21 protein-coding genes and 1 pseudogene are annotated in these 20,586 nt (G+C 41.6%); all 22 read left to right on the top strand.

Going from position 1 to position 20,586, the window contains the following annotated elements; all coding sequences use genetic code 11:
• Positions 1–50: 50 nt before the first annotated feature.
• The 22 genes and pseudogenes from DI077_RS12615 to DI077_RS12510 all read left to right on the top strand — a co-directional run bounded on the left by DI077_RS12615 (position 51) and on the right by DI077_RS12510 (position 20,581).
• Positions 51–908 (top strand): alpha/beta fold hydrolase, encoded by an 858-nt coding sequence (locus DI077_RS12615; RefSeq protein WP_109019046.1) that lies wholly within the window; start codon positions 51–53, stop codon positions 906–908.
• Positions 893–1,498 (top strand): TetR/AcrR family transcriptional regulator, encoded by a 606-nt coding sequence (locus DI077_RS12610; RefSeq protein WP_109019047.1) that lies wholly within the window; start codon positions 893–895, stop codon positions 1,496–1,498. Before DI077_RS12615 ends, DI077_RS12610 begins: the two co-directional genes overlap by 16 nt.
• 236 nt (positions 1,499–1,734) lie before the next feature.
• Complete coding sequence (locus DI077_RS12605) at positions 1,735–3,132, top strand: DHA2 family efflux MFS transporter permease subunit (RefSeq protein WP_109019048.1); 1,398 nt, start codon at positions 1,735–1,737, stop codon at positions 3,130–3,132.
• Positions 3,125–3,562, top strand: a complete 438-nt coding sequence (locus DI077_RS12600; RefSeq protein ID WP_109019049.1) for a universal stress protein — start codon at positions 3,125–3,127, stop codon at positions 3,560–3,562. Before DI077_RS12605 ends, DI077_RS12600 begins: the two co-directional genes overlap by 8 nt.
• Positions 3,563–3,623: 61 nt before the next feature.
• Positions 3,624–5,537, top strand: coding sequence for a threonine--tRNA ligase (gene thrS / locus DI077_RS12595; protein ID WP_109019050.1), 1,914 nt, complete (start codon positions 3,624–3,626; stop codon positions 5,535–5,537).
• A gap of 151 nt (positions 5,538–5,688) precedes the next feature.
• Positions 5,689–7,080, top strand: coding sequence for a hypothetical protein (locus DI077_RS12590; protein ID WP_109019051.1), 1,392 nt, complete (start codon positions 5,689–5,691; stop codon positions 7,078–7,080).
• A gap of 280 nt (positions 7,081–7,360) precedes the next feature.
• Positions 7,361–7,918, top strand: a complete 558-nt coding sequence (gene infC, locus DI077_RS12585) for a translation initiation factor IF-3 (RefSeq protein ID WP_109019052.1) — start codon at positions 7,361–7,363, stop codon at positions 7,916–7,918.
• A 14-nt stretch (positions 7,919–7,932) separates the two neighbouring features.
• Positions 7,933–8,133, top strand: a complete 201-nt coding sequence (gene rpmI / locus DI077_RS12580) for a 50S ribosomal protein L35 (RefSeq protein ID WP_109019053.1) — start codon at positions 7,933–7,935, stop codon at positions 8,131–8,133.
• A 3-nt stretch (positions 8,134–8,136) separates the two neighbouring features.
• Positions 8,137–8,490 (top strand): 50S ribosomal protein L20, encoded by a 354-nt coding sequence (gene rplT / locus DI077_RS12575; protein WP_109019054.1) that lies wholly within the window; start codon positions 8,137–8,139, stop codon positions 8,488–8,490.
• Between the two features lie 60 nt (positions 8,491–8,550).
• Positions 8,551–9,246, top strand: a complete 696-nt coding sequence (locus DI077_RS12570) for a hypothetical protein (RefSeq protein ID WP_109019055.1) — start codon at positions 8,551–8,553, stop codon at positions 9,244–9,246.
• A gap of 1 nt (position 9,247) precedes the next feature.
• Positions 9,248–9,565 carry a cell division protein ZapA gene (locus DI077_RS12565; RefSeq protein WP_109019056.1) on the top strand — a complete coding sequence of 106 codons (318 nt, stop codon included), beginning with the start codon at positions 9,248–9,250 and terminating at the stop codon, positions 9,563–9,565.
• The gene (locus DI077_RS12560) at positions 9,562–10,143 is read left to right on the top strand and encodes a 5-formyltetrahydrofolate cyclo-ligase (RefSeq protein WP_109019057.1); all 582 of its coding nucleotides are present in this window, start codon (positions 9,562–9,564) and stop codon (positions 10,141–10,143) included. The genes DI077_RS12565 and DI077_RS12560 overlap by 4 nt, the downstream gene beginning before the upstream one ends.
• Before the next feature lie 35 nt (positions 10,144–10,178).
• Positions 10,179–10,682, top strand: coding sequence for a chemotaxis protein CheW (locus DI077_RS12555; protein WP_109019058.1), 504 nt, complete (start codon positions 10,179–10,181; stop codon positions 10,680–10,682).
• A gap of 15 nt (positions 10,683–10,697) precedes the next feature.
• The gene (locus DI077_RS12550) at positions 10,698–13,907 is read left to right on the top strand and encodes a chemotaxis protein CheW (RefSeq protein ID WP_109019059.1); all 3,210 of its coding nucleotides are present in this window, start codon (positions 10,698–10,700) and stop codon (positions 13,905–13,907) included.
• Entirely contained in the window at positions 13,907–14,983 is a 1,077-nt protein-coding gene (locus DI077_RS12545) for a protein-glutamate methylesterase/protein-glutamine glutaminase (RefSeq protein ID WP_109019060.1), read from the top strand. The genes DI077_RS12550 and DI077_RS12545 overlap by 1 nt, the downstream gene beginning before the upstream one ends.
• 1 nt (position 14,984) lies before the next feature.
• The gene (locus DI077_RS12540; protein WP_109019061.1) at positions 14,985–15,347 is read left to right on the top strand and encodes a response regulator; all 363 of its coding nucleotides are present in this window, start codon (positions 14,985–14,987) and stop codon (positions 15,345–15,347) included.
• Positions 15,348–15,352: 5 nt separating this feature from the next.
• Positions 15,353–16,099 carry a segregation and condensation protein A gene (locus tag DI077_RS12535; RefSeq protein ID WP_174705617.1) on the top strand — a complete coding sequence of 249 codons (747 nt, stop codon included), beginning with the start codon at positions 15,353–15,355 and terminating at the stop codon, positions 16,097–16,099.
• Positions 16,100–16,129: 30 nt separating this feature from the next.
• Positions 16,130–16,642 (top strand): annotated as a pseudogene (gene scpB, locus DI077_RS12530) (SMC-Scp complex subunit ScpB); the annotation flags it as partial.
• Positions 16,643–16,797: 155 nt separating this feature from the next.
• Entirely contained in the window at positions 16,798–17,886 is a 1,089-nt protein-coding gene (pheA, locus tag DI077_RS12525; RefSeq protein ID WP_109019063.1) for a prephenate dehydratase, read from the top strand.
• Entirely contained in the window at positions 17,883–18,782 is a 900-nt protein-coding gene (locus tag DI077_RS12520) for a prephenate dehydrogenase (protein WP_109019064.1), read from the top strand. Before pheA ends, DI077_RS12520 begins: the two co-directional genes overlap by 4 nt.
• Complete coding sequence (locus tag DI077_RS12515; protein ID WP_109019065.1) at positions 18,779–19,936, top strand: DUF1343 domain-containing protein; 1,158 nt, start codon at positions 18,779–18,781, stop codon at positions 19,934–19,936. Before DI077_RS12520 ends, DI077_RS12515 begins: the two co-directional genes overlap by 4 nt.
• A 54-nt stretch (positions 19,937–19,990) precedes the next feature.
• Positions 19,991–20,581, top strand: coding sequence for a LemA family protein (locus DI077_RS12510; RefSeq protein ID WP_109019066.1), 591 nt, complete (start codon positions 19,991–19,993; stop codon positions 20,579–20,581).
• Positions 20,582–20,586 lie beyond the last annotated feature (5 nt).

The following is a 20,586-nucleotide window of genomic DNA, read 5'->3' as shown; positions in this document are numbered from 1 at the left end:
TGCATTAGTTAATAAAGCTAATATGATTAGTTTTATTATTGGAGGAATGTATGAAACGATGCGGTCTTATTATTTTGGGGTTATTTTTCGTTCCCAGTTTGCTTTTTGCTACGAGTTTTTCCTTTCCCGGCAATGAAGGCGCTATTTCTTATTTTAAAATGGGTTCCGGTGCGAGAAATATCATACTCGTTCCGGGGATCGGGGATACGAAAGAAAATTATCTGGAGTTGGCACAGATATTGGCAAAGGATGCGACCGTTTACGGAATGGATCTTCGCGGCATGGGTGGTTCGGACACCGGTTTTTCTTCTTATGGACCGGAGGAAACCGGAAAAGATATCGTTCGATTTATCGAAGAAAATCATTTAACCCGCGTTACTGTTATTTCCAATTCCATGAGCGCGGCTTCCGCAGTATATTCCGCTGCCGAATTGCCGAAACAAATTGAAGCTATCGTATTAACCGGACCATTTGTTCGGGACGGAGAAGGGATAGGTTGGTTTATGAAGTTGATTATCGGAGGGATGTTTCGTGGGCCTTGGGGAGCAGGGGCTTGGAAATCCTATTACCAAAGTCTTTATCCTAAAAACAAACCGGTCGATCTGGAAGAACACTCCGAATTTTTAAAATCCAATTTGAAAGAAGAAGGACGACTCTCCGCACTCAGATCCATGTTATTTGCGGGAAAAGGGGATTGTGAAAAACGAATCGCCAATGTAAAATCCAAGGTATTGGTCATTATGGGAACCGATGATCCTGACTTTGAAGATCCGGAAAAAGAAGCAAAATGGATCGCAGAACAGATGAAAGCCGAGTATGTAATGTTTGAAAACGCAGGACATTATCCTTATAAAGAAGATCCGGAAAGAACAGCAGGTTTGGTAAAAGCAATTTGGCAAAAAAAATAAAACATAAAACGGGAAGACCAAAAGGAACAGGACGGGTGCTTGATCGAGAATCCGTTTTGGAGGTAGCTTGGGATTTGGCCAATAGGGAAGGAATTGAAAATATAAGCATCAAACGGATCGCAGACGAGCTGGAAATCCGATCTCCTTCCCTTTATAATCATATCAAGGATCTTTCCGATATCATGAGCGAAGTCGCAGCTAGGACCGCGAATTTATTCGCAGATAGTTTAGAAAAAATTATGGCAGATGCAGAACCGGTTAAGAATCGAAAAGAAGGGCTTCGTAAATTTATTTTGGAATATAGAAACTTTGCGCACCGGCACAAAGGAGTTTATCATTTGCTTGTATCCGCTCCTTCGGAAAATGAAAACCATCGATTGGCAAGCGAACGTATTTTGAAGGTATGTTTGACTGCCTTATCTTTGAAAGTTTTGAACCCGGAAGCTATCCACCAAATTCGTATTTTGCGATCTGTGTTGCATGGGTTCGTAAGTCTGGAGAGAGGAAATGGATTCGGATTGCCTGAGTCCGTAGACGAAAGTTTTCAGATATTAACAAAGGGTCTTGTGGAAGGGGATTTATTTGGGTAGGTGTTGAGTTTTTTGAATATTATCCCCGCCCTATCGACATTGGGTGGGGTTAACCACCCGCCACCCAATGCGTCCCGTTTAACATAGAAACGGTTTATTTTCCAGAGGGATTTCGGTTTTGGAAAAAATTATCTTCAAAAGTTCGCCTTTTTGACCTGCCTTCTTTCGAAGATTTAAAGGAAATATCCCAAAAATTATCTAGATATCTTTTCCGAAACAAACAATATCGTTCCGAAATGAAGGAAGAAAATTTACTCCGGGAACGTTGGCTTCCGGCTCTGACAGTGATGATGGGTACTGCCGCCATGGTGATGTCTTCTACCATTTTGAATGTTGCCATTCCCCATATCATGAAAGCATTTCAAATGGGTCATGAAGAGGTGCAATGGATTTCCACCGGATTTCTCGCGGCAATGACAATCGCGATGCTTTCCACTTCCTGGATGGTTCTTCGTTTCGGTCAAAAACAAACGCATATCATCGCTCTGGTTTTGTTTTTGTTCGCTTCGCTTTTGGGAGGTTTCAGTCCCGATTCCCAAACACTGTTTCTCGCGCGGATTTTGCAAGGTGTCGCTGCGGGAATCATCCAACCACTTTCTATGATTACCATCTTTCAGGTATTTCCGGCGGAGATGCGCGGAAAAGCGATGGGAATTTACGGATTGGGAGTGATACTTGCCCCATCCGTCAGCCCGGCATTAGGCGGTATTCTCGTGGACTTGTACAGTTGGCGCCTCGTTTTTTTTATGGCACTTCCTTTTTGTTTGGCCGCCTTCGGTTTGTCTTTTTTCTATCTACCTGGAAAGGAAAAACCCACTCTCGGATCGGATTCGAAATTAAAATTTGATTGGTTGGGTATCATTCTATTATCTTTTTCCATTTTATTATTGTTAGACGGATTGTCGCAAGGCAGAAACCGGGGTTGGATGTCTTTGCCCATTCTGCTCAGGTTGGGTTTTGCTTTTATTTTTGCGTCTTTGTTTTTGTTAAGAGAATCTAAAATAGTTTACCCTCTTTTGGACTTAGGTATCTTTAAAAATAAAAGATTTGTTTCGGCCTGCATCGTTTCCTTTTTTTACGGAGCAGGTCTTTATGGTTCGGTTTATCTGGTTCCTTTGTTTGTTCAATTGGTGGCCGGATTTACAGCAGCCCAAGCCGGAATGCTTTTGATTCCGGGAGGATTTGCGCTCGGAGTGATTATGCTCGTTGCGGGAAGACTTACAGATATGTATCAGTCCTACAAAATTATAATCGTTGGTTTGTCTTTATTTGCGATTTCTTTTTTCGGGCTTTATCTTTTGAGAGACAGCACTTATTTTCTATTGATAGGAATTTTAGTCACTGCAAGTCGTGCAGCGCTCGGATTTGTCATTCCTGCATTGAATGCCGGCGCCATACAAGTGTTATCCAGGGAGTTTATCGCTAAGGGTTCGGGAACGGTCAACTTCATCCGGACTTTAGGATCTTCATTCGGTGTAAATGTTTTTGCTTCTCTTTTGGATTGGAGGGAAGAGTTGAGAGGCGGTGCCAATTTGAACGCCTTTCAAGATGTGTTTTTGATTGTAGCACTTGTATTTACATTATCCATCATTCCTTGTTTTTTTATGAAACAAAAGGAGGAAATTCATGTATAAGAAAATTTTAATGGCTTACGACGGAACGATTTCCGGAAAAAAAGCTCTCTTGGAATCAGCTGTACTCGGTTCCGCTTTTCATTCGGAAATCAAATTGCTGGCAGTGATTTCCATCCCGTCCGGATTGTACTTAGTCGAATCCTATGTTCCTGAAACGATTGTAAACAAAGAGGAAGAAGAGGCAAAACTTCTTTTGGAAAAAGGAATCCAATTCCTGAAAGAGAAAGGATTTCATGCAATCGGTGAACTGGCATATGGCGAACCGGTCGATCAGATTGCCAAGGCCGCTTCGGATTGGAAGGCGGATCTAGTGGTTTTAGGACATGCCAAACGCAAAGGATTCGGGGCAAGATGGTGGAAGGGATCGGTAAGTACATCTTTATTGGATCTACTTTCCTGCAGTGTGCTGATTACGATTTCCGAAGACTGAGCATTTTCTTTCCGTTTCTTACTTTTCCTCTGCGCTATTTCCTAAAACACTGACTTTAGTTATGGCTCAAATTACACTTACATTGCCCGACGGATCGAAAAAAGAACTCGAATCCGGTAAATCCCTATCCGACTTTATCCAGTCTCAGCTTCCTTTTCTCAAAGAAAAGGCTTTGGCAGCAGTGACGGGTGACGGTCGTACGGTGGATTTGAGCTTTGAGCCCAAAGAAGATACTCATATTCAATTTTTAACATTCGATGACAAGGAAGGGAAAGAAGTGTTTCATCATTCCTCCGCTCACTTGCTTGGAATGGCAACACAAAGATTATGGCCTCACGCTCGTTTGACGGTAGGTCCTGTGATCGAAAATGGACCCGGTTTTTTCTTTTACGATATTGATTTCGGGGATACTATTTTGTCTCCCGAGGATCTACCCAAAATCGAAGCGGAGATGGGGAAAATCGTAAAAGAAGATCTCACCGTAAAAAGATGGGAGCTTTCCCGCGTCGAAGCAATCGAAAAGTTCAAAAAGGAAAACGAGCCTTATAAGGTGGAACTGATCCAAGGATTCGAGTCCGATTCTGTTTCGTTATACGGACAGGGAGAATGGTATGACCTTTGCCGGGGGCCTCATGTTCCTCGCACCGGTCTACTCAAAGCGTTCAAGTTGACCGCTATCTCCGGCGCCTATTGGAAAGGAGATTCCAAAAATAAACAGCTCACTCGTATTTACGGAGTTTCTTTTCCCAACAAAAAGCTGTTAGACGAATATCTTTTTCTTATTGAAGAAGCTAAAAAAAGAGATCATAGAAAATTAGGAAAGGAGCTGGATCTATTCAGCTTTCAGGACGAAGCACCCGGCTTTCCTTTTTGGCATCCGAAAGGAACTCTTTTGTGGAATACTCTCGCGAATTACATCAGACAGGAATGTTTCAGGAGAGGGTATCATGAAATCAAAACACCTACGATTTTAAATTCTTCCCTTTGGAAAAGATCGGGTCACTGGGACAACTTCAAAGAAAATATGTACTTCACCGATATTGACGAAGCCGACTTCGCAGTGAAGCCTATGAATTGTCCCGGTTGTTGTTTGATTTACAAATACCATATGCATTCCTATCGCGAATTACCATTGCGTTATATGGAGCTCGGGACTGTGCATAGACATGAAATGTCCGGAGTTTTACACGGGCTTTTTCGGGTAAGAGCTTTTACACAAGATGATGCGCATATTTATGCACCGCTTGAGAAAGTTGAATCGGAAGTGGAAGACATCATCGATTTTACTTTTGATGTGTACAAAAAGTTCGGATTCACCGAGTTTAAAACTTTCATCGCAACAAGGCCGGAAAAATCCCAAGGAAGTGACGAAGACTGGGATCTCGCAACACGAGCGTTACATGATGCATTAAAAAAGAAAGGGATCGAATACGGGATCAAAGAAGGAGACGGGGCTTTTTACGGACCAAAGATTGAATTCAATATCAAGGATTCGTTGGGAAGACTCTGGCAATGCGGAACGGTTCAGATCGATTTTTCCATGCCCAATCGTTTCGAGTTGGATTTCACTTCTTCGGACGGAAAAAAACATGCTCCGGTTATGATTCATAGAGCGATCTACGGATCTTTGGAAAGATTTATAGGAATCTTGATCGAACACTTTGAAGGAAAGTTTCCTCTTTGGTTGAACCCGACGCAGATCCGAATCGTGACTGTTGCCGAAGCACATAACGACTATGCTACGACCGTTTATAACGATTTGCATTCTCAAGATTTTAGAGTGGAATTGGACATTCGAAATGAAAAGATCGGTTCTAAAATCAGAGATTCCATCTTGAAACGTGCGAGTTTTACAGTGATCTTGGGTGACAAGGAAAAGGAATCCGATTCCGTTTCCATTCGCCGTTTGGGAGAAGAAAAAACGGAAACCATTTCCAGAGATGGATTTCTTGCTCTATTGAAAGGAGAATTGTAAATTTATTTACAATCTTTTTTCTATCGAATTACAATAAGATAATGTAGGCAATCCGCCTACATTATCTCTTCGCATTACTCCTCAAACGAGTGATGAAAATGCTCACGAAATTTCTTGACAAACCCTGATTTTTGCTACCAATTGATGGACAATGTTTGGATTTTTCCTTTCGTTCCTTTATTATCTATCACTTGTTTGGGTTTTCGGACTTTCCTGGGATCTTGCCTTACCCGGCCCCGCAAAGTTTTTATTTTTCTGGAATCTATTTTTCTCATCTTTATTCATTTGCTTTATTCTCGCTCTGTTTATGGGATTATTAACCATTCTGATCCGGTTTCCATTTTTAGGTACTCTCGTGTCACCTTTCTCGGAGTTAGTCGGTAAGTTTGGATTTCGCATTTTATTTTCTCGGACCAGCTTGTTTTGGGTGCTGGGGCTTGCCTGTGTTTTATCGGGCAGTTATATATTGGCATATACTGAAAATATAAATCCGCTTCTCTCCAATCAGACAGGTTTGTTTATACTTTTGAGCGGAGTATTCTTTCGGAGATTGCACAGAAAGAACTTAAAAATGAATTCAAAGTTCTTTGTCCGTAAAAAAACGAAAATCGATTCGGATCGAAATGAAAAGGAAGTGAGGTCGGATCAAAATTCGATTTCAAAAGATAGCTCCAGGATGTACTGGTTTGAACAGGAGATTCACCCTCCCCATAAAGAGGAAATCTCCATTGATGCGATCGCAGTAAGAAATATCGATTGGGTAGAGGGATTGATTTTAGGCTGGCGTCTTGTGCCTGTTAGTTTTCCTTCCGCAGGATCGGATATCAGCTTGAGTTGCCCCGGAGTGGTCGTCACAGGAAACAAAAATGATTCTGCGAAAATCTTGCACAGCCTTGTCTCTTTTGCATTTTATGATAAGGAAGGAAGACTTCTGTGCGGGCATACTCAGGAAGACGAAACCGGGCCGGGTGATTGTATCGGACTTTCTTACTTATGGGCAAGATATCCTTTCGATATCGGTTTGATTTCTTCTTTGCAAGTTAACTTGGTTTTCGGATACGAGCGTGCCGGAAAACTGAAACAAATACAGTCGTTAGGTGGCGATCTTAAGGGTAAGAAATCTTTTGAAATTTTCTCTGAACCGAAAATCAGCTTTTTAGACGGAGTGATTTGGACACATCTTCGTAAGTCAACGCAAGTGTTTACCGATTCCGTTTCGATTTCCGGTTTGGAAAAACACCGTTTTGGTAAAATTTGTCCCGTTTCTTTGGAATTGAAATTTTCCAGTTTTGCCAATAATACGATCATTAGGTGGTCTATGCATTTGGAGAAAAATCCGAGTGCACCGGTTTATTATTTGGCATTTTATGCACTTTATGACGGAGACGGAAAATTAAGGCATTCGGGAAATATGGATGGAGTGATCGAGAAAGACGGTAATTTCGCGATGGAACCTTGGTTTGACATTCCTTCAAATCTTCTTTCGGGAGAAATTTCCTATTTCGAAGTTTCTTATTACGAATCTGAAAAACCAGTCCTTTGAGGCAGCCGAACTTCCCCCGATGGATTTCCCAAAATAGGGCAATAACCCGAACTAATTTTTAAAATTTTCAGTTTTTCCGGGAACGCATTTGCTTTTTTTCCCGGCAAATGCTAGTTGGAACTCATTGGGTGGCGGGTGGTTAACCCCACCCTAAATCGGGCGGGGATACTAGTACCCACACCCCAATCCGCTTCCCCTCCACCGGCACCTTGAAGAAATGTACTTGATCCAGCTATTCCTGATCAAATCATGGAGGTTTTAAAGAAATTTCGGAGACTGAATGCAGAAAAGGCCCAACCCGCGAGGGAACCCCAACCAGGATAAATTCGCCCACATTAGAATTAACGAACAAATTACCAATGTATCATCGATTCGCCTCGTTTCAGACGAAGGATCGGATATCGTTACGTTGGATGAGGCACTTCGTCGGGCACGTGAAGCGAACTTGGATTTGGTGGAAGTTTCTGGAGACCAAGATGTTCATGTCTGTAAGTTGATCGACTTTGGAAAATACAAATTCGAACTCTTAAAGAAAACGAAAGAAGCGAAAAAGAAACAACACATTGTTACGGTTAAGGAAATTAAGATCCGTCCGCGGATTGATAACCATGACTTTGAGATTAAGAAGCGTCATGCTTTGGAGTTTTTGCAAAAAGGCGACAAGGTAAAAGTGACACTTCGATTCCGAGGCAGAGAGATGGTTCACTCTGAAATTGGAATGAATATTATTAACCGGTTTGTCGAGGACCTAAAAGAGCAAGCCTCTCCCGAAAAAATGCCGGTACACGACGGAAAGACCATAGTGGTCGTGTTGAACCCAGCGAATGCAAAAGTCTGAAAGGAAAAACAACTATGTACAAACTCAAAACAAATCGTGCAGCAGCCAAACGTTTCAAGTTTACCAAGAACGGTAAAATCAAACGTGGCCATGCTTTCAAAAGACATATTTTGGAAAAAAAATCTCCAAAAATGAAACACCAAAGTCGCGGAATGGTAGTCATTCATGACACCGATTACAATAGGGTAGAAAAATTGCTACCTTACGGAGGTTAAGCGATGCCACGTGCCGTAAACGGAACAATTCATAAGAATCGTCGTAAGAAAGTTTTAGAAAAAGCAAAAGGTTTTCGTGGTGGAAGATCTAAACTTTTCAGAACGGCAAAATCTGCCGTAATGAAGGCCGGTCAATGGGCTTACCGTGACCGTAGAAAGAAAAAATCCGAATTCAGAAAACTTTGGATCACCCGTATCAATGCAGCTGTTCGTGAAAATGGAATGTCTTATTCCAAATTCATCCATGCATTGAAGACTCATGGGATTGATTTGGATCGTAAGACACTTGCTGACCTCGCGTACAATCACAAAGACGTTTTCAACGCTTTGATTGAAAAAACAAAAGTCGCAAAATAATTTAGTGCTTGATTGGAATAGAATAGTTACTCTATTCTATTCCATCGGAATATTATTATCATGTTGAAACTCGAAACCATTGAAGAACTGGAAAGTAAAGTAGTTAAGGCTCTGGAGTTGATCCAGGACCTTCGCACGGAAAACAGCCGTTTGGAGACCGAAAACGAGTCTTTGCGCGCTGAAAATGACCAGATGAAACTCGCAATGGAGGAGAAAGAGCGTGAGCTTAAGTCCCTCAAAAACCAGTTACAGACGGCGAATCAAGAACTAAGTGAATTAAAAGCCAGAGAAGAAAAACTGGAAACCAAAGTTCATTCCCTTTTGGGAAGACTGGATGGCATTCCTGCTAGTGGTAACCTTAGCAGCGGTTCAGGAGCTTCTCCTGCTCCTAAAGATGTTCCTCCTCCTGCCGCTCCTGTTGCAGCAGCAGTCGAACCGACACCTCCTTCTGCACCTGCAGTTGCTTCCCCCCCAAGTCCTAATTTTACAGCTTCCGTTGTGGAAGAAGATGATGAAATCATCCTGCTAGACGATGAAGAATCCGATTTTGCTCCGGAAGAATCTTTGGAAAAACCTCCTGCACTTGCTTCCCTTCCGCAAGAAGAGGTGGTGCTTGCTTCCGATGATTCCGATATCCCAACAGTTGAGTTGGACGACGAAGACGACATTATCATCGATGATGACGATGACACGATCAGTGTTTTTGATGCAGACGATGACGATGACTTCTTGATACTGGAAGACGACCCGAAGTAAAATGGCAGACTCTGCCTCATCCCCCCAAAGAATCACAAAACAGATCTTCGGTGAGACTTATATCATTATAGGTGAAGCCTCACCGGAATATATATCGGGTATTGCCGAATTTGTGGAAGATCGTTTGAAAGAAATCGCTACTTCCTTACCCAACGCTTCCAAAACCAAAGTGGCAGTTCTTTGTGCACTCAATCTGGCGGATGAACTTTTTCAAATGAAAGAAAAAGGAATGCCTTCGGAAGTAACCAAAGAAATCGAAGACAGAACCAAAAAAATCATCTCTCTTTTGGAAGAGGGGATTATAGGGGACATTTATTGAACCTGTTCTCCAAGGAAGAGGCAAGAAACCGACTAAAAGCCCACTTGCCGAATCTTCCCCAAAGAGAAGAATTTGAATTCAATATAATCAAAAAATTATTTCCGCTACTTTCCGGAAAAAAGAAAATTATTTCATATGTCCCGGATTTGAATTTGGAAGTGGACGTTTTGCCCGTAACCGAATCCTGCCCTTTGCCAAGATCCGTATCTTTTATTGAATTTCGTCACAGCGCCCTGTGGTATTTTCCAAAAGTTCAAAATAATGATTTGGTTTTTATTCGTCCTATGGAATGGGAGAAAGGGAGATTCGGGCTTTGGGAGCCGAAGGGAACGGAAGAGGTCACCGTGGAAGAAGCGGATTTGATCTTAGTTCCTTCACTGGGTTTTGATAAGGACGGGTTTCGTTTGGGACGAGGCGGCGGTTATTATGATCGGGTTTTGTCCGGTAAAGAAGTGTTGGGAAAAACCATCGGATTTACTTTTTCTAAGTTTTTTCCGGTACCTTTTCTGCCCGAAACACACGACTGTAAATTAGGAAAAATAATTACAGAATCTGGTGTTCACTCATTTTTAGATTGAATCGGTGGGTTCGATAAATACTAATAAGGATAGTTATGGATCAAGAAAAACTTCTGACCTCACTTGCGGAAAAAACCAAATCGGAAGCTGAAGCCGATTTAGGTGATATCGAACAATTTCTCACTTTCACAATTGAAAAAGAGTATTTTGGGATCCGATTGCTTCTTGTTCATGAAATTCTCAAGCCGGTGCTGATTACCAGAATCCCGAACGTAGATGAACACATTCTGGGAGTGATCAATCTTCGCGGCGAAATCATTCCTATCATAGATCTCAAAAAGAATTTCCACCAAACCGACACTGAAATATTTCCCGCTTCCCGTATAGTTGTTGTTATGCTGAATGAGAAAAGATGCGGAATCCTCGTGGACGAGGTGAAACAAGTGGTAAAGGTAAATCGGGAATTTATCAGTTATACCACAGACGATTTATCGCTTAATTACAGTAAGATGGTTGAATCCGTATCCCGTCATGATGAACATCTCATTTTAAATTTGGATCTGGAACAGATCGTTGATTTTTTTGCATTAAATAAATAAAGGGAGGCTTTAAAAGTGGCAGGAATCCTCGGCGAATACACAGAAGTCTTCCTTGAAGAATCGGAAGACCAAATCGAAGAACTGAATGCGAATTTGGTTCGATTGGAAAAAGATCATAGCAATCCTGAAATTATTAATGATATTTTCAGAGCGGCGCATTCCTTAAAAAGTTCCTCCGCATTTGTCGGGCTTTATAACCTTTCCGATCTCTCTCATAAAATGGAGAACTTGCTTCAAAAGATCAGAGAAGGTTCTTTGGAGATCAATGTAACCCTTGTTAACCTTTTGTTCGAATGTTTTGATCTGATCAAACACGTGATCGAAAGCGTTGCTCACGGAGTGAAAGTGGAAACTCCTTTCACTTCCATGATCCAAAAATTAATGGATTATGAAAACGACCATTCTCCGAAAGGAGACGCACCCGCGCCTGAAAAAAAGCCCGAAGTCGCAAGTCCAAAACCACAGGCATCCGCTCCGGTGGTGGAAAACTTGGATTTAAGCGATGAAGACTGGAGTGATATCAAAGGTATTTTGAGTGAATCTCCCGGTTCTTTTATCTATCAAGTGAGCTTACAATTAAAAGCTGATACTCCGATGCAGAACTTACGGCTGTTACTGATTCTTCAGGCTGTGAAACAAGCAGGCACGGTGATTATTTCCACTCCCGAAGAAGAAGCATTGGATCGGGGAGAAGGCGGACTTTCTTTGAGTTTCGTCACCGTTACCAAACAATCAAAAGATGAATTATACGCTCTTTGTAATATTGATATGGTTGAGGTTTTATCCGTGGTAGCGATCACTCCCCCAGTTTCTGAAATGGAGGCATTGCCTGTGACTGTAGAAGAAAAAATTTCACCCTCGGAATCGAAACTCGAGACAAACGGGAATGGTCAGTCCGGTCCGGCAAATAACTTTGAAAAGGCGGTTTCCGACTCCAAAGTGATCATGCGCACGATCAAAGTGTCTTCGGACAAACTGGACCAGTTGATGAATAATGTCGGAGAATTGGTAATCACCAACTCCGGCTTTCAAAAAATCTATGATGATCTTGTAACTCAATTCGGTGAAGATTCTTTATTCAACGAACTGAAAGGTAAAATCGATCAAATCAATCGGATTTCCAAAGACCTCCAAACCGGAATTATGAATATCCGTATGGTTCCGATCGGATCCGTATTCAATCGTTTCACGAGATTGGTTCGTGATCTTTCCTTGGAAACCGGCAAACAGGTAAACCTTGTTTTGCGAGGTGAAAACACCGAGCTTGATAAAAAAGTAATCGATGCCATCGGGGAACCTCTCATCCATCTCATCCGTAACTCTGTAGATCATGGAATTGAAAATCCTAAGGACAGAAAAGCTGCGGGCAAACCGGAAGAAGGAATTGTGGAACTCAACGCTTACCAAGGCGGTTCCAATATTCTTGTGGAGATCAGAGATGATGGAAAAGGTTTGAATAAGGAAAAAATTCTTAAGAAGGCAATCGAAAGAGGTCTTGTCTCCGAGTCCGACGCTGGTAACCTTACTGAATCCGAAATCTATCAGTTTATTTTCGCGCCGGGTTTTTCCACTGCGGACAAAGTGTCCGATATTTCCGGCCGTGGTGTGGGAATGAATGTAGTGAATAAACTCATTGAAGAGTTTAAAGGAAAAATCCTGATCCATTCCGAAGAAGGCAAAGGCTCCGCTTTTACCCTTTCTTTCCCTCAAGCACTTGCCATCATTCCTTCTATCCTTGTCACAATGGAAGAAGAAGTTTACGCATTCCCTCTTTCGGAAGTTTCCGAAACAATCAAAGTGAACGTGGATCAAATTACAACTTTGGAAGGCCATGAGATCATCAACCTTCGCGGGGAAGTATTGCCGATATACCGTCTGAACCGAATCCTCGGGCTTGCGGATAGAAACGAATTAACGGAAGTTCCGGTTGTCATCGTAAATTATAAAACGAGAAAACTCGGATTTATCGTGGATGATTTGATCGGCAAACATGAAACTGTAATCAAATCTCTTGGTAAAAATTACAAAGATGTACAAGGGTTAACCGGTGCTACCATTATGGGAGACGGAACCATTATACTTGTATTGGATATTCCCGGTCTTGTCGAAATTGCAGCGGAGAAAATCAACAGGGAAGAAAACTCTTCAAGTGTCGTGGGAGAAATGATGAAACGTTCTTCTTCCATCCGGTCTTTGGAAATGAGCGATTCGGATCTTGTATTCAAATCCAAACTTTCCACTAACGCGTACAATGCGAAACTTATGGAAATGCGTTCCAAAGAAAAAACAAGGCTGAAAAAAGACAGATCCCGTGAAAAACATGTGATCGTTCCCAAAGAAGAAATCTTTGCGGAAGAAGTTACAGTAAACAAAAAAGTCACAACTTCCGAATCTCAAACTTATACGAACGGAAACGGATCAACTATCACCGCTGTTACGGAAACACCGACTTCCGAATTGGTGATTGATCCTCACCAGGAAGAAGAAGTACATCGACTTGCCGATAAAGCAAGGTTAGATGCTACTACTTCCAAAGAAAGAGACCAGGCTGCGCAAATCATAAAAGGATTTGTAGAACAAAAGGAAGCCAGACTTCAACAAGTCACTACCAATTCCAGAGATATATCCCAACTCATGTCGACGAAAGATATTAAGAAACTGGAAAACATTGTGAATACCGGGATGATGAATGCCGGTGTGGTTCTTTCCCAACTGGTCGGCAAGGAAGTCGAGTTGTTCATCCCCGAAATCATTCTTACCGATCGAGAGGGACTTGCCCGCGAATTTCGTTTTTCCCATGACGATTTTTTCGGTGTTAAAATCCGTATGACCGGAGACCTGAACGGAAATCTTTTGATGATGTTTTCCGAAGAAAACGGAGTGGAGATTGCCAAGGAACTACTCGGATCGGCGGAAGCTCGTTACTCCTCGGAAAGCTCCAAAGTATTGTCCGAAGATATGGTTTCCGTATTATCTGAAATATCAAATATCGTTTGTTCGAGTGTGATGAATTCATTATCAAACAAAATGAAAAAGGAAATTTTACCTTCCGTTCCCGAAATGATTACAGGAAGTTTTTTGGATGTAATTGATATTGTTAAACCGGAAAGAACCAAGTTCTTATCCATGCACACTGAATTCAATCATCAAGGAAGTAATCTCTTGGGTGTTTTAGTCTTTCTTCCTGACTTTGATGAGTTGGTTGAGTTGATCCAGAAATCCTAATGAGCTCTCCTAAAATTGTAATCGTTGATGATTCCATGCTTGTGAGGAATATCTTAAGTGATGTTCTCGAAAAGAAGGAAGGGTTTCAAATTATCGCAACTGGAAAAACCGGTGTCGATTGTGTGGAGCTCGCGGAAAAGCTGCGTCCCGATTTTATCATCTTAGATATTGAAATGCCGATTATGGATGGTCTTTCCGCGCTGGCAGAGATCAAAAAGAAAAGGCTTCCTACGGCAGTGATCATGCTTTCCGTTTTGACCCAACACGGAGCGGATGCTACTTTTCGTGCTTTGGAACTTGGTGCGATTGATTTTGTTCCTAAGCCTTCTAGTGGAAATCAATTTTCTCCGGAAGAAATTGCGGAGGTGCTTGCAGGAAAGATAAAGGGTTACCTGGACTCCAAGCTCAGTGTCCCGCTTGCAAAAACTCCCGACAAAATCGCCAGACCTTCTTCACCAACTCAGATAAATAAAAGTTTTCAAAAACCAGTCTCAGTCCAGGCTATCGGAATAGGGACTTCTACTGGAGGACCTAAGGCACTTCAGACTCTTTTCAGTGCGATCCCAGCGGACTTTTCGAAGCCTATTTTGGTAGTTCAACATATGCCTCCCGGGTTCACTAAAGCATTTGCGGAACGCCTGAATTCATTGAGTAAAATAAGCGTAAAAGAAGCGGAAAACGGAGATATTGTAGAGCCGGGAAAAGCTTACATTGCTCCGGGAGATTACCAAATGAAGGTAGTCTCGAAAAATGGTTCCAAAGTAATCGAGCTAGAACAAACCACAACTGTAAATGGACATAGACCTTCCATAGAAGTTTTGTTTAATTCCATGTCGGAAGTTTACGGCGGGAACCACCTATTGTCTGTTATAATGACTGGTATGGGGAGAGACGGTTCTCAATCCATTACCAATATTCATAACCAAGGAGGAGTCACTCTTGCACAAGATGAGGCTTCTTCCGTTGTATATGGAATGAACCGAGTTGCAGTTGAGCTCGGAGGAATTGATTTAGTTTTACCTTTGGAAGATATTATTCCAAAAATGATAGAAATACTCAAAACGAGAGGGAATTGAGATGGCAAGAATACTAGTAGTAGACGATGCGAAATTTATGCGAACACTTGTTAAAGACGCATTGGTTGGCGCGGGACACGAGATCGTTGGTGAAGCTGAAAACGGCAATATTGCGGTTGAACAGTATAAAAGTTTGAAGCCTGATTTGGTAACGATGGATATCACTATGCGTGAAAAAGACGGAATCGAAGCTACTAAAGAGATCATTAAATTCGATGCTGCAGCAAAGATCATTATGGTAACCGCTCTAGGTCAGGAAGACCTTTTGGCGAAAGCGATCAAGATGGGTGTAAAAGATTTCGTAGTGAAACCTTTTCCTCCGGAAAGATTGCAACAGGCTGCCGCAAAAGCATTAGGTATTTAGTTTCGGTGACCAAAGACCAGGAACAATCATTTGTAGTCCGTTGGAATAACCAGGACGGAGGATTGACCGAAGGGCCGATCAACGTTCTTTGGACTTTAATTGATAGTTATAAGGTTGATATTTTTGAGATTTCTCTCTCTCGCATCACTTCGGACTTCATTCAATTTTTAAGAACTAGCCAATCTCTTTCGATTGAACTTTCTTCCGAGTTTGCCGTAATGGCGGCTCATTTAGTGTATCTGAAATCCAAAGCACTCTTGCCCGACCCTGGTTTTGAAGAAGAGGATTATGATCCTCCTCTCCCGAAAGAATTGGTAGATAAGCTACTAGAACATAAAAAATTCCAAATCGCAGGGAGAAAACTCGCCGAATTAGATCGTTTAACGGCTGGTATGTTTACTCGTGAAACCAACCAGGTTTTGGAAGAAGAAGATTCTTGGTTGGATGTCAGTCTTGTCGATTTGATTTCCGCATTCAATTCCATTTTGGAAAAAGAATCTTCCAATGAAGAAGAAGCTCCTTTGTTCGAAGGTCACGGCCAATTTTCAGTAGAAGATAAAATGGAATACCTACAACGATTGTTAGATGAAAAAGGTGAAATTCATTTTGCCGATATTTTTTCATCTACTTCACCGGACAAAAAAGAAGTCGTAGCAGGGTTTTTAGCTGTGCTCGAAACAGTAAAGATTCGGATTTGTAAGGTTGTGCAACATAAAGTATTCGGCGAAATTAAAATCATTCGGGTTGCTTAAGTCTTGGAAGATCGTAAATACATCAAAGGCCTGCTTGAGGCTCTTCTCTTTTTGTCCTCCGAACCGATCAAACTTTCCTCACTTGCTAAGTCCTCCGGGATAGAAAAAACAGAGGCCCGTGAGTTATTGGATGAATTGATCCTGGACTATCAGGAAAAAGAGGGCGGATTTTTATTACGTGAAATCGCCGGCGGTTATCAATTCATCACCAACCAATTATATTCCGATGCCTTATCCAATATTTTTAAAGATAAAAAACGCGAGACCTTATCCAGGGGAACTCTAGATACTTTGGCTATCGTTGCTTATAAGCAACCGATCACATTAACCGAGTTAGATGAGATTAGGGGAGTATCTTCCCGTGCCATGGTGGCAAGTCTCATTTCCAAAAAACTTGTCAAAGCAGTTGGACAAAAAGAAGTTCCAGGTAGACCGACTTTATACGGTACTACGAACGATTTTTTATTACATTTCGGGCTTAGCAAACTTGCAGATCTACCTACCCCTGTGGAAGTGAAAGAATTAAAATTCGAAGATTTCAATCCGGAAACGATTTCCATTACCGAAGACGGAGACGAATTGAATCCTGACTTTGATACGAAGTTATTGCCGGAAGAGTTGCAGGTTCATGATGAACTTGAAGCTCCGCTTGCTGAATCTGTTTCCGATCCTTCCGAAGTTTTAGAGGATAAATCACTATGAGTTCCACGGAAGAAGATTTAAAAAAACTTAGAATTCAAATCGATTCTTTGGATGAAAACATCATCGACCTCATCCAAAAACGAGCGGAGTTTGCTTCCGAGATCGGACGCATCAAAAGAAATTCAAGTGATCCTATTTACAGACCCGATCGGGAAAGAGATGTATACGAAAAAGTTTCGGGCAAATCCAAGGGACCTCTTCCTGCATCCGTAATCCGCGCAATATACCGTGAGATCATGTCGGGAACGATTGCTTTGGAACATCCGTTAGAGATCGGTTATTTGGGACCGGAGGGTTCTTTTTCCCATGAAGCATTGCGATCCAAATTCGGAACCACGCTTACCAGCGTGGGAATGCCTACGATTCCCGATGTATTTCGTTCCACCGCGTCCGGCAAAATCGATTACGGAGTGGTGCCTGTTGAAAATTCCACCGAAGGCCAGGTGAGTTCCACTCTGGATATGCTTTTGGATTCGGATGTTACCATTTACTCCGAGTTATATCAAAGAATTCGTTTTTCCCTTTTGGGTTTCGAAACCGATCTGACAAAGATCAAAAAAATCTACGGAATTCGAATTGGAAACGAACAATGTCGAAATTGGATTTCAGCTAACCTCTCTCATGCGGAAATCATCGAAACTTCTTCCACTGCTATGGCGGCAAAAATCGTATCTGAAAAAAAAGACGGAGCTGCCATCGCATCGAATATTGCTGCGGAGATTTACGGCTTACAAGTGATCCATGACGGAATCGAGGATTTTTCAGGGAACACTACCCGTTTTCTGGTGATAGGAAAAACGGAATGTCCAAAAACCGAAAAAGACAAAACTTCACTCGTTTTTTCCGTTCCGAATAGAACCGGTGCATTATATACCATCTTACAAAAGTTTCATGAACGATCCATTAACATGTCAAAGATCGAATCCAGACCGCTCAAACGCAATCTCTGGGAGTATAATTTTTTCATAGACTTCCTAGGTCATAAGGATGATCCGAAAATCAAAGAATTGTTAAAAGAAACGGAAAAAGAATGTTCTTCCTTTAAAATTCTCGGCTCATACCCGCTTGCGGAACAGAATTTATGAACGATTGGAAAAACATCCTGATTTTCGGGATGGGTTTGATGGGAGGTTCTCTTTCTCTTGCTATTAAGAAAAAGTTTCCGAATGCCCGTGTTACGGGCGTTGTGCGTTCCGAAAATTCAAAAAAAACGATTCAAAAAAAAAATATTTCTCATGATGTTTTAACCGAATCTGAATTTTATCAAACCAAAACATTCTCCGACTTCGATTTTGTCGTTTTTTCCACGCCCGTCAAATCCGTGATTGAAACGATTCTGAAACTTCCGAAAATCGGGACGACCGTTTATACTGATTTGGGCTCTACAAAAGAAACCATACTCACTGCAGTGAATTCCCATTTTGATACGGCTCATCAGTACATTTCTTCCCATCCTATGTGCGGTTCGGAACATTCCGGGCCGGAAGCGGCAAAAGAAGATCTCTATCAGGACAAATTGTGTATCGTGACCAAACCGGAAAAAGCAAAACGGGAAACTGTGGATTTGGTTCGGAACTTCTGGGAAACCATCGGTTCATGGACTTTGGAGATGGGGGAAAAGGAACATGATGAAACATTATCTTATTTATCGCATCTTCCCCATATCCTATCGACCTTACTGGTAAACACAGCAATTGCGAACCCTGTTGCGAAAAAACAAATAGAAGAGAGCACCAAACCGATCACAGGCGGTGGTTTTCGTGATATGTCAAGGATCGCAGGCTCAAATCCGGAGATGTGGTTGTCTATCTTTGAAGAAAACAGATCTTATGTTTTCAATTCACTGAGTGATTATAAATCCGCTTTAGAAGAAGTGATCGAAATTTTTAATCCAGATAACCGTAGTTTGGATTTGGAAAAGATCAAGGCTATTTGGGAAAAATCCATTTTAGCAAAAGAAATCATTCAAAAAAATAAATGAAGTTTATAAAAAATCTTAAAAAACTCTCAGGTTGCAGTGCGGGAATTCTAACCAACCAAAGTGCGTTCGGTTGGAATAAAAATTATCATTTTATTTCTTTTGGCGAAGATATTAAAATCGATACTTTGTTTTTACCGGAACACGGCCTTTTTGCGGAATTACAAGACCAGGTAAGCGGTTCCGAACTTGGTTACATGTTTGGTGATTGCAATATAGTAAACCTTTACGGTGACAACGAAGAAAGTCTTGTTCCTCCGCGTGATGTACTGCAAAGATTGGACATCATCGTCATTGATATCAGGGATGTCGGTTCCAGGTATTATACTTTTTTAACTACTGCCTATTATATTTTGGAAGGTGTTTCCAAACTGAAAAAAGAAACGGGCAAAGCCCCTCTTTTTATCGTAGTCGATTCTCCGAATCCAATCGGAGACAAAGTGGAGGGCAGTCCCCTTGCGGCGGAGTTCGAATCATTTGTGGGAGTTCGTTCCGTTCCGCACAGGCACGGATTAAGTCCTGCCGGGCTTCTCAATTATTATAACGAAACGTTTGATTTGAAAGTGGAGATTGCAGGCATCCCGATCGGAGTGTATCATCCAAAGTCGTATCAAACTTTGTTGTGGGTTCCTCCTTCACCGAACATACCTACACAAAATACTTGTTATGTGTATCCCGGGCAATGCCTTTTGGAAGGAACCAATCTTTCCGAAGGAAGAGGCACCACCAAGCCGTTTGAAACTTTCGGAGCTCCTTATTTGAAAGGAAAAGCGAAAGATGAGTTGGACAAACGTTTGAAAGCTCACCAAACAACTACTGTTATACTGAGGCCTCTTAGATTTTTGCCTACATTTCATAAATTCAAAGATCAAATATGCGAAGGTTATCAACTACTGATTGAAAATCCTAAAAAGTTTCATTCTTTGTATTTCACTTTGTTTTTTTTAAAAAACCTGAAAGAACTTTTTCCGGATGAATTTCAATATTTGAAAGGGGTATATGAATTTCGTTCCGACAAACCCGCGATTGAACTCCTCGCCGGGGATACCAAATTGCTCCAATATTTGGATGGGGGCATTCCCGATTCGGAATTGGTTTCCTATTTGGAAAATGAGGAAAAAAACTGGTTTTTGGCTACGAAACGATTCCGATATTAATTTTTTTTCCGAATTTCACTTGCACCTACTCTAACTATTAGGTAAACACATTCTATGATTAAACAGATTCGACGATTTTCGATTGTTCTTCTCTTTGTATCCCTTCTTACTAACTGCGGTTATAATAAAATCCAGGAATTGGACGAAGAAGTGACTGCGGCTTGGGCTGAAGTTCTCAACCAATACAAAAGACGTTCTGATCTAATTCCCAATTTGGAAGCGGCTGTGAAAGGTTTCGCAAAACAAGAAAAAGAAATCATACAAGGTATTGCAGATGCCCGTTCCAAATTAGGTTCCATTCAAGCAACACCGGAATTGATTAACGATCCTGAGGCATTTGCCAAATTCAATCAAGCTCAAGGACAATTGGGCTCCGCTATTTCCCGATTGCTTGTTGTTCAGGAGAATTATCCTGAGTTGAAATCAAGTGAACGATTCGGAGATTTGATGGCGCAATTGGAAGGTACGGAAAACCGTGTAACAGTTGCTCGTAACCGCTTTATCAAAGCAACTAAAGAGTATAATGTTTATATTCGTCAGTTTCCTGCTGTTCTAACTGCAAAAGCATTCGGCTATGAAGGCAAACCTACATTCACTGTTGAAGATGTGAAAGCGGTGGAAAACGCTCCTAAAGTTCAATTCTAGTTTCG

Origin of the sequence: Leptospira kobayashii (assembly GCF_003114835.2) — a bacterium.
Classification (GTDB): Bacteria; Spirochaetota; Leptospiria; order Leptospirales; family Leptospiraceae; genus Leptospira_A; species Leptospira_A kobayashii.
Note: the sequence above shows the minus strand (reverse complement) of the source record. Positions and strands in the feature narration are given on the sequence as shown.

Bases quoted from the DNA above. Each gene is read 5' to 3' on its own strand.
- pheA (WP_109019063.1), top strand. From the start codon at position 16,798: ATGAGTTCCACGGAAGAAGATTTAAAAAAACTTAGAATTCAAATCGAT.
- DI077_RS12540 (WP_109019061.1), top strand. From the start codon at position 14,985: ATGGCAAGAATACTAGTAGTAGACGATGCGAAATTTATGCGAACACTT.
- DI077_RS12600 (WP_109019049.1), top strand. From the start codon at position 3,125: ATGTATAAGAAAATTTTAATGGCTTACGACGGAACGATTTCCGGAAAA.
- DI077_RS12545 (WP_109019060.1), top strand. From the start codon at position 13,907: ATGAGCTCTCCTAAAATTGTAATCGTTGATGATTCCATGCTTGTGAGG.
- DI077_RS12515 (WP_109019065.1), top strand. From the start codon at position 18,779: ATGAAGTTTATAAAAAATCTTAAAAAACTCTCAGGTTGCAGTGCGGGA.
- thrS (WP_109019050.1), top strand. From the start codon at position 3,624: ATGGCTCAAATTACACTTACATTGCCCGACGGATCGAAAAAAGAACTC.
- DI077_RS12555 (WP_109019058.1), top strand. From the start codon at position 10,179: ATGGATCAAGAAAAACTTCTGACCTCACTTGCGGAAAAAACCAAATCG.
- DI077_RS12615 (WP_109019046.1), top strand. From the start codon at position 51: ATGAAACGATGCGGTCTTATTATTTTGGGGTTATTTTTCGTTCCCAGT.
- DI077_RS12590 (WP_109019051.1), top strand. From the start codon at position 5,689: ATGTTTGGATTTTTCCTTTCGTTCCTTTATTATCTATCACTTGTTTGG.
- rpmI (WP_109019053.1), top strand. From the start codon at position 7,933: ATGTACAAACTCAAAACAAATCGTGCAGCAGCCAAACGTTTCAAGTTT.
- infC (WP_109019052.1), top strand. From the start codon at position 7,361: ATGCAGAAAAGGCCCAACCCGCGAGGGAACCCCAACCAGGATAAATTC.
- rplT (WP_109019054.1), top strand. From the start codon at position 8,137: ATGCCACGTGCCGTAAACGGAACAATTCATAAGAATCGTCGTAAGAAA.
- DI077_RS12565 (WP_109019056.1), top strand. From the start codon at position 9,248: ATGGCAGACTCTGCCTCATCCCCCCAAAGAATCACAAAACAGATCTTC.
- DI077_RS12520 (WP_109019064.1), top strand. From the start codon at position 17,883: ATGAACGATTGGAAAAACATCCTGATTTTCGGGATGGGTTTGATGGGA.
- DI077_RS12570 (WP_109019055.1), top strand. From the start codon at position 8,551: ATGTTGAAACTCGAAACCATTGAAGAACTGGAAAGTAAAGTAGTTAAG.
- DI077_RS12605 (WP_109019048.1), top strand. From the start codon at position 1,735: ATGAAGGAAGAAAATTTACTCCGGGAACGTTGGCTTCCGGCTCTGACA.
- DI077_RS12510 (WP_109019066.1), top strand. From the start codon at position 19,991: ATGATTAAACAGATTCGACGATTTTCGATTGTTCTTCTCTTTGTATCC.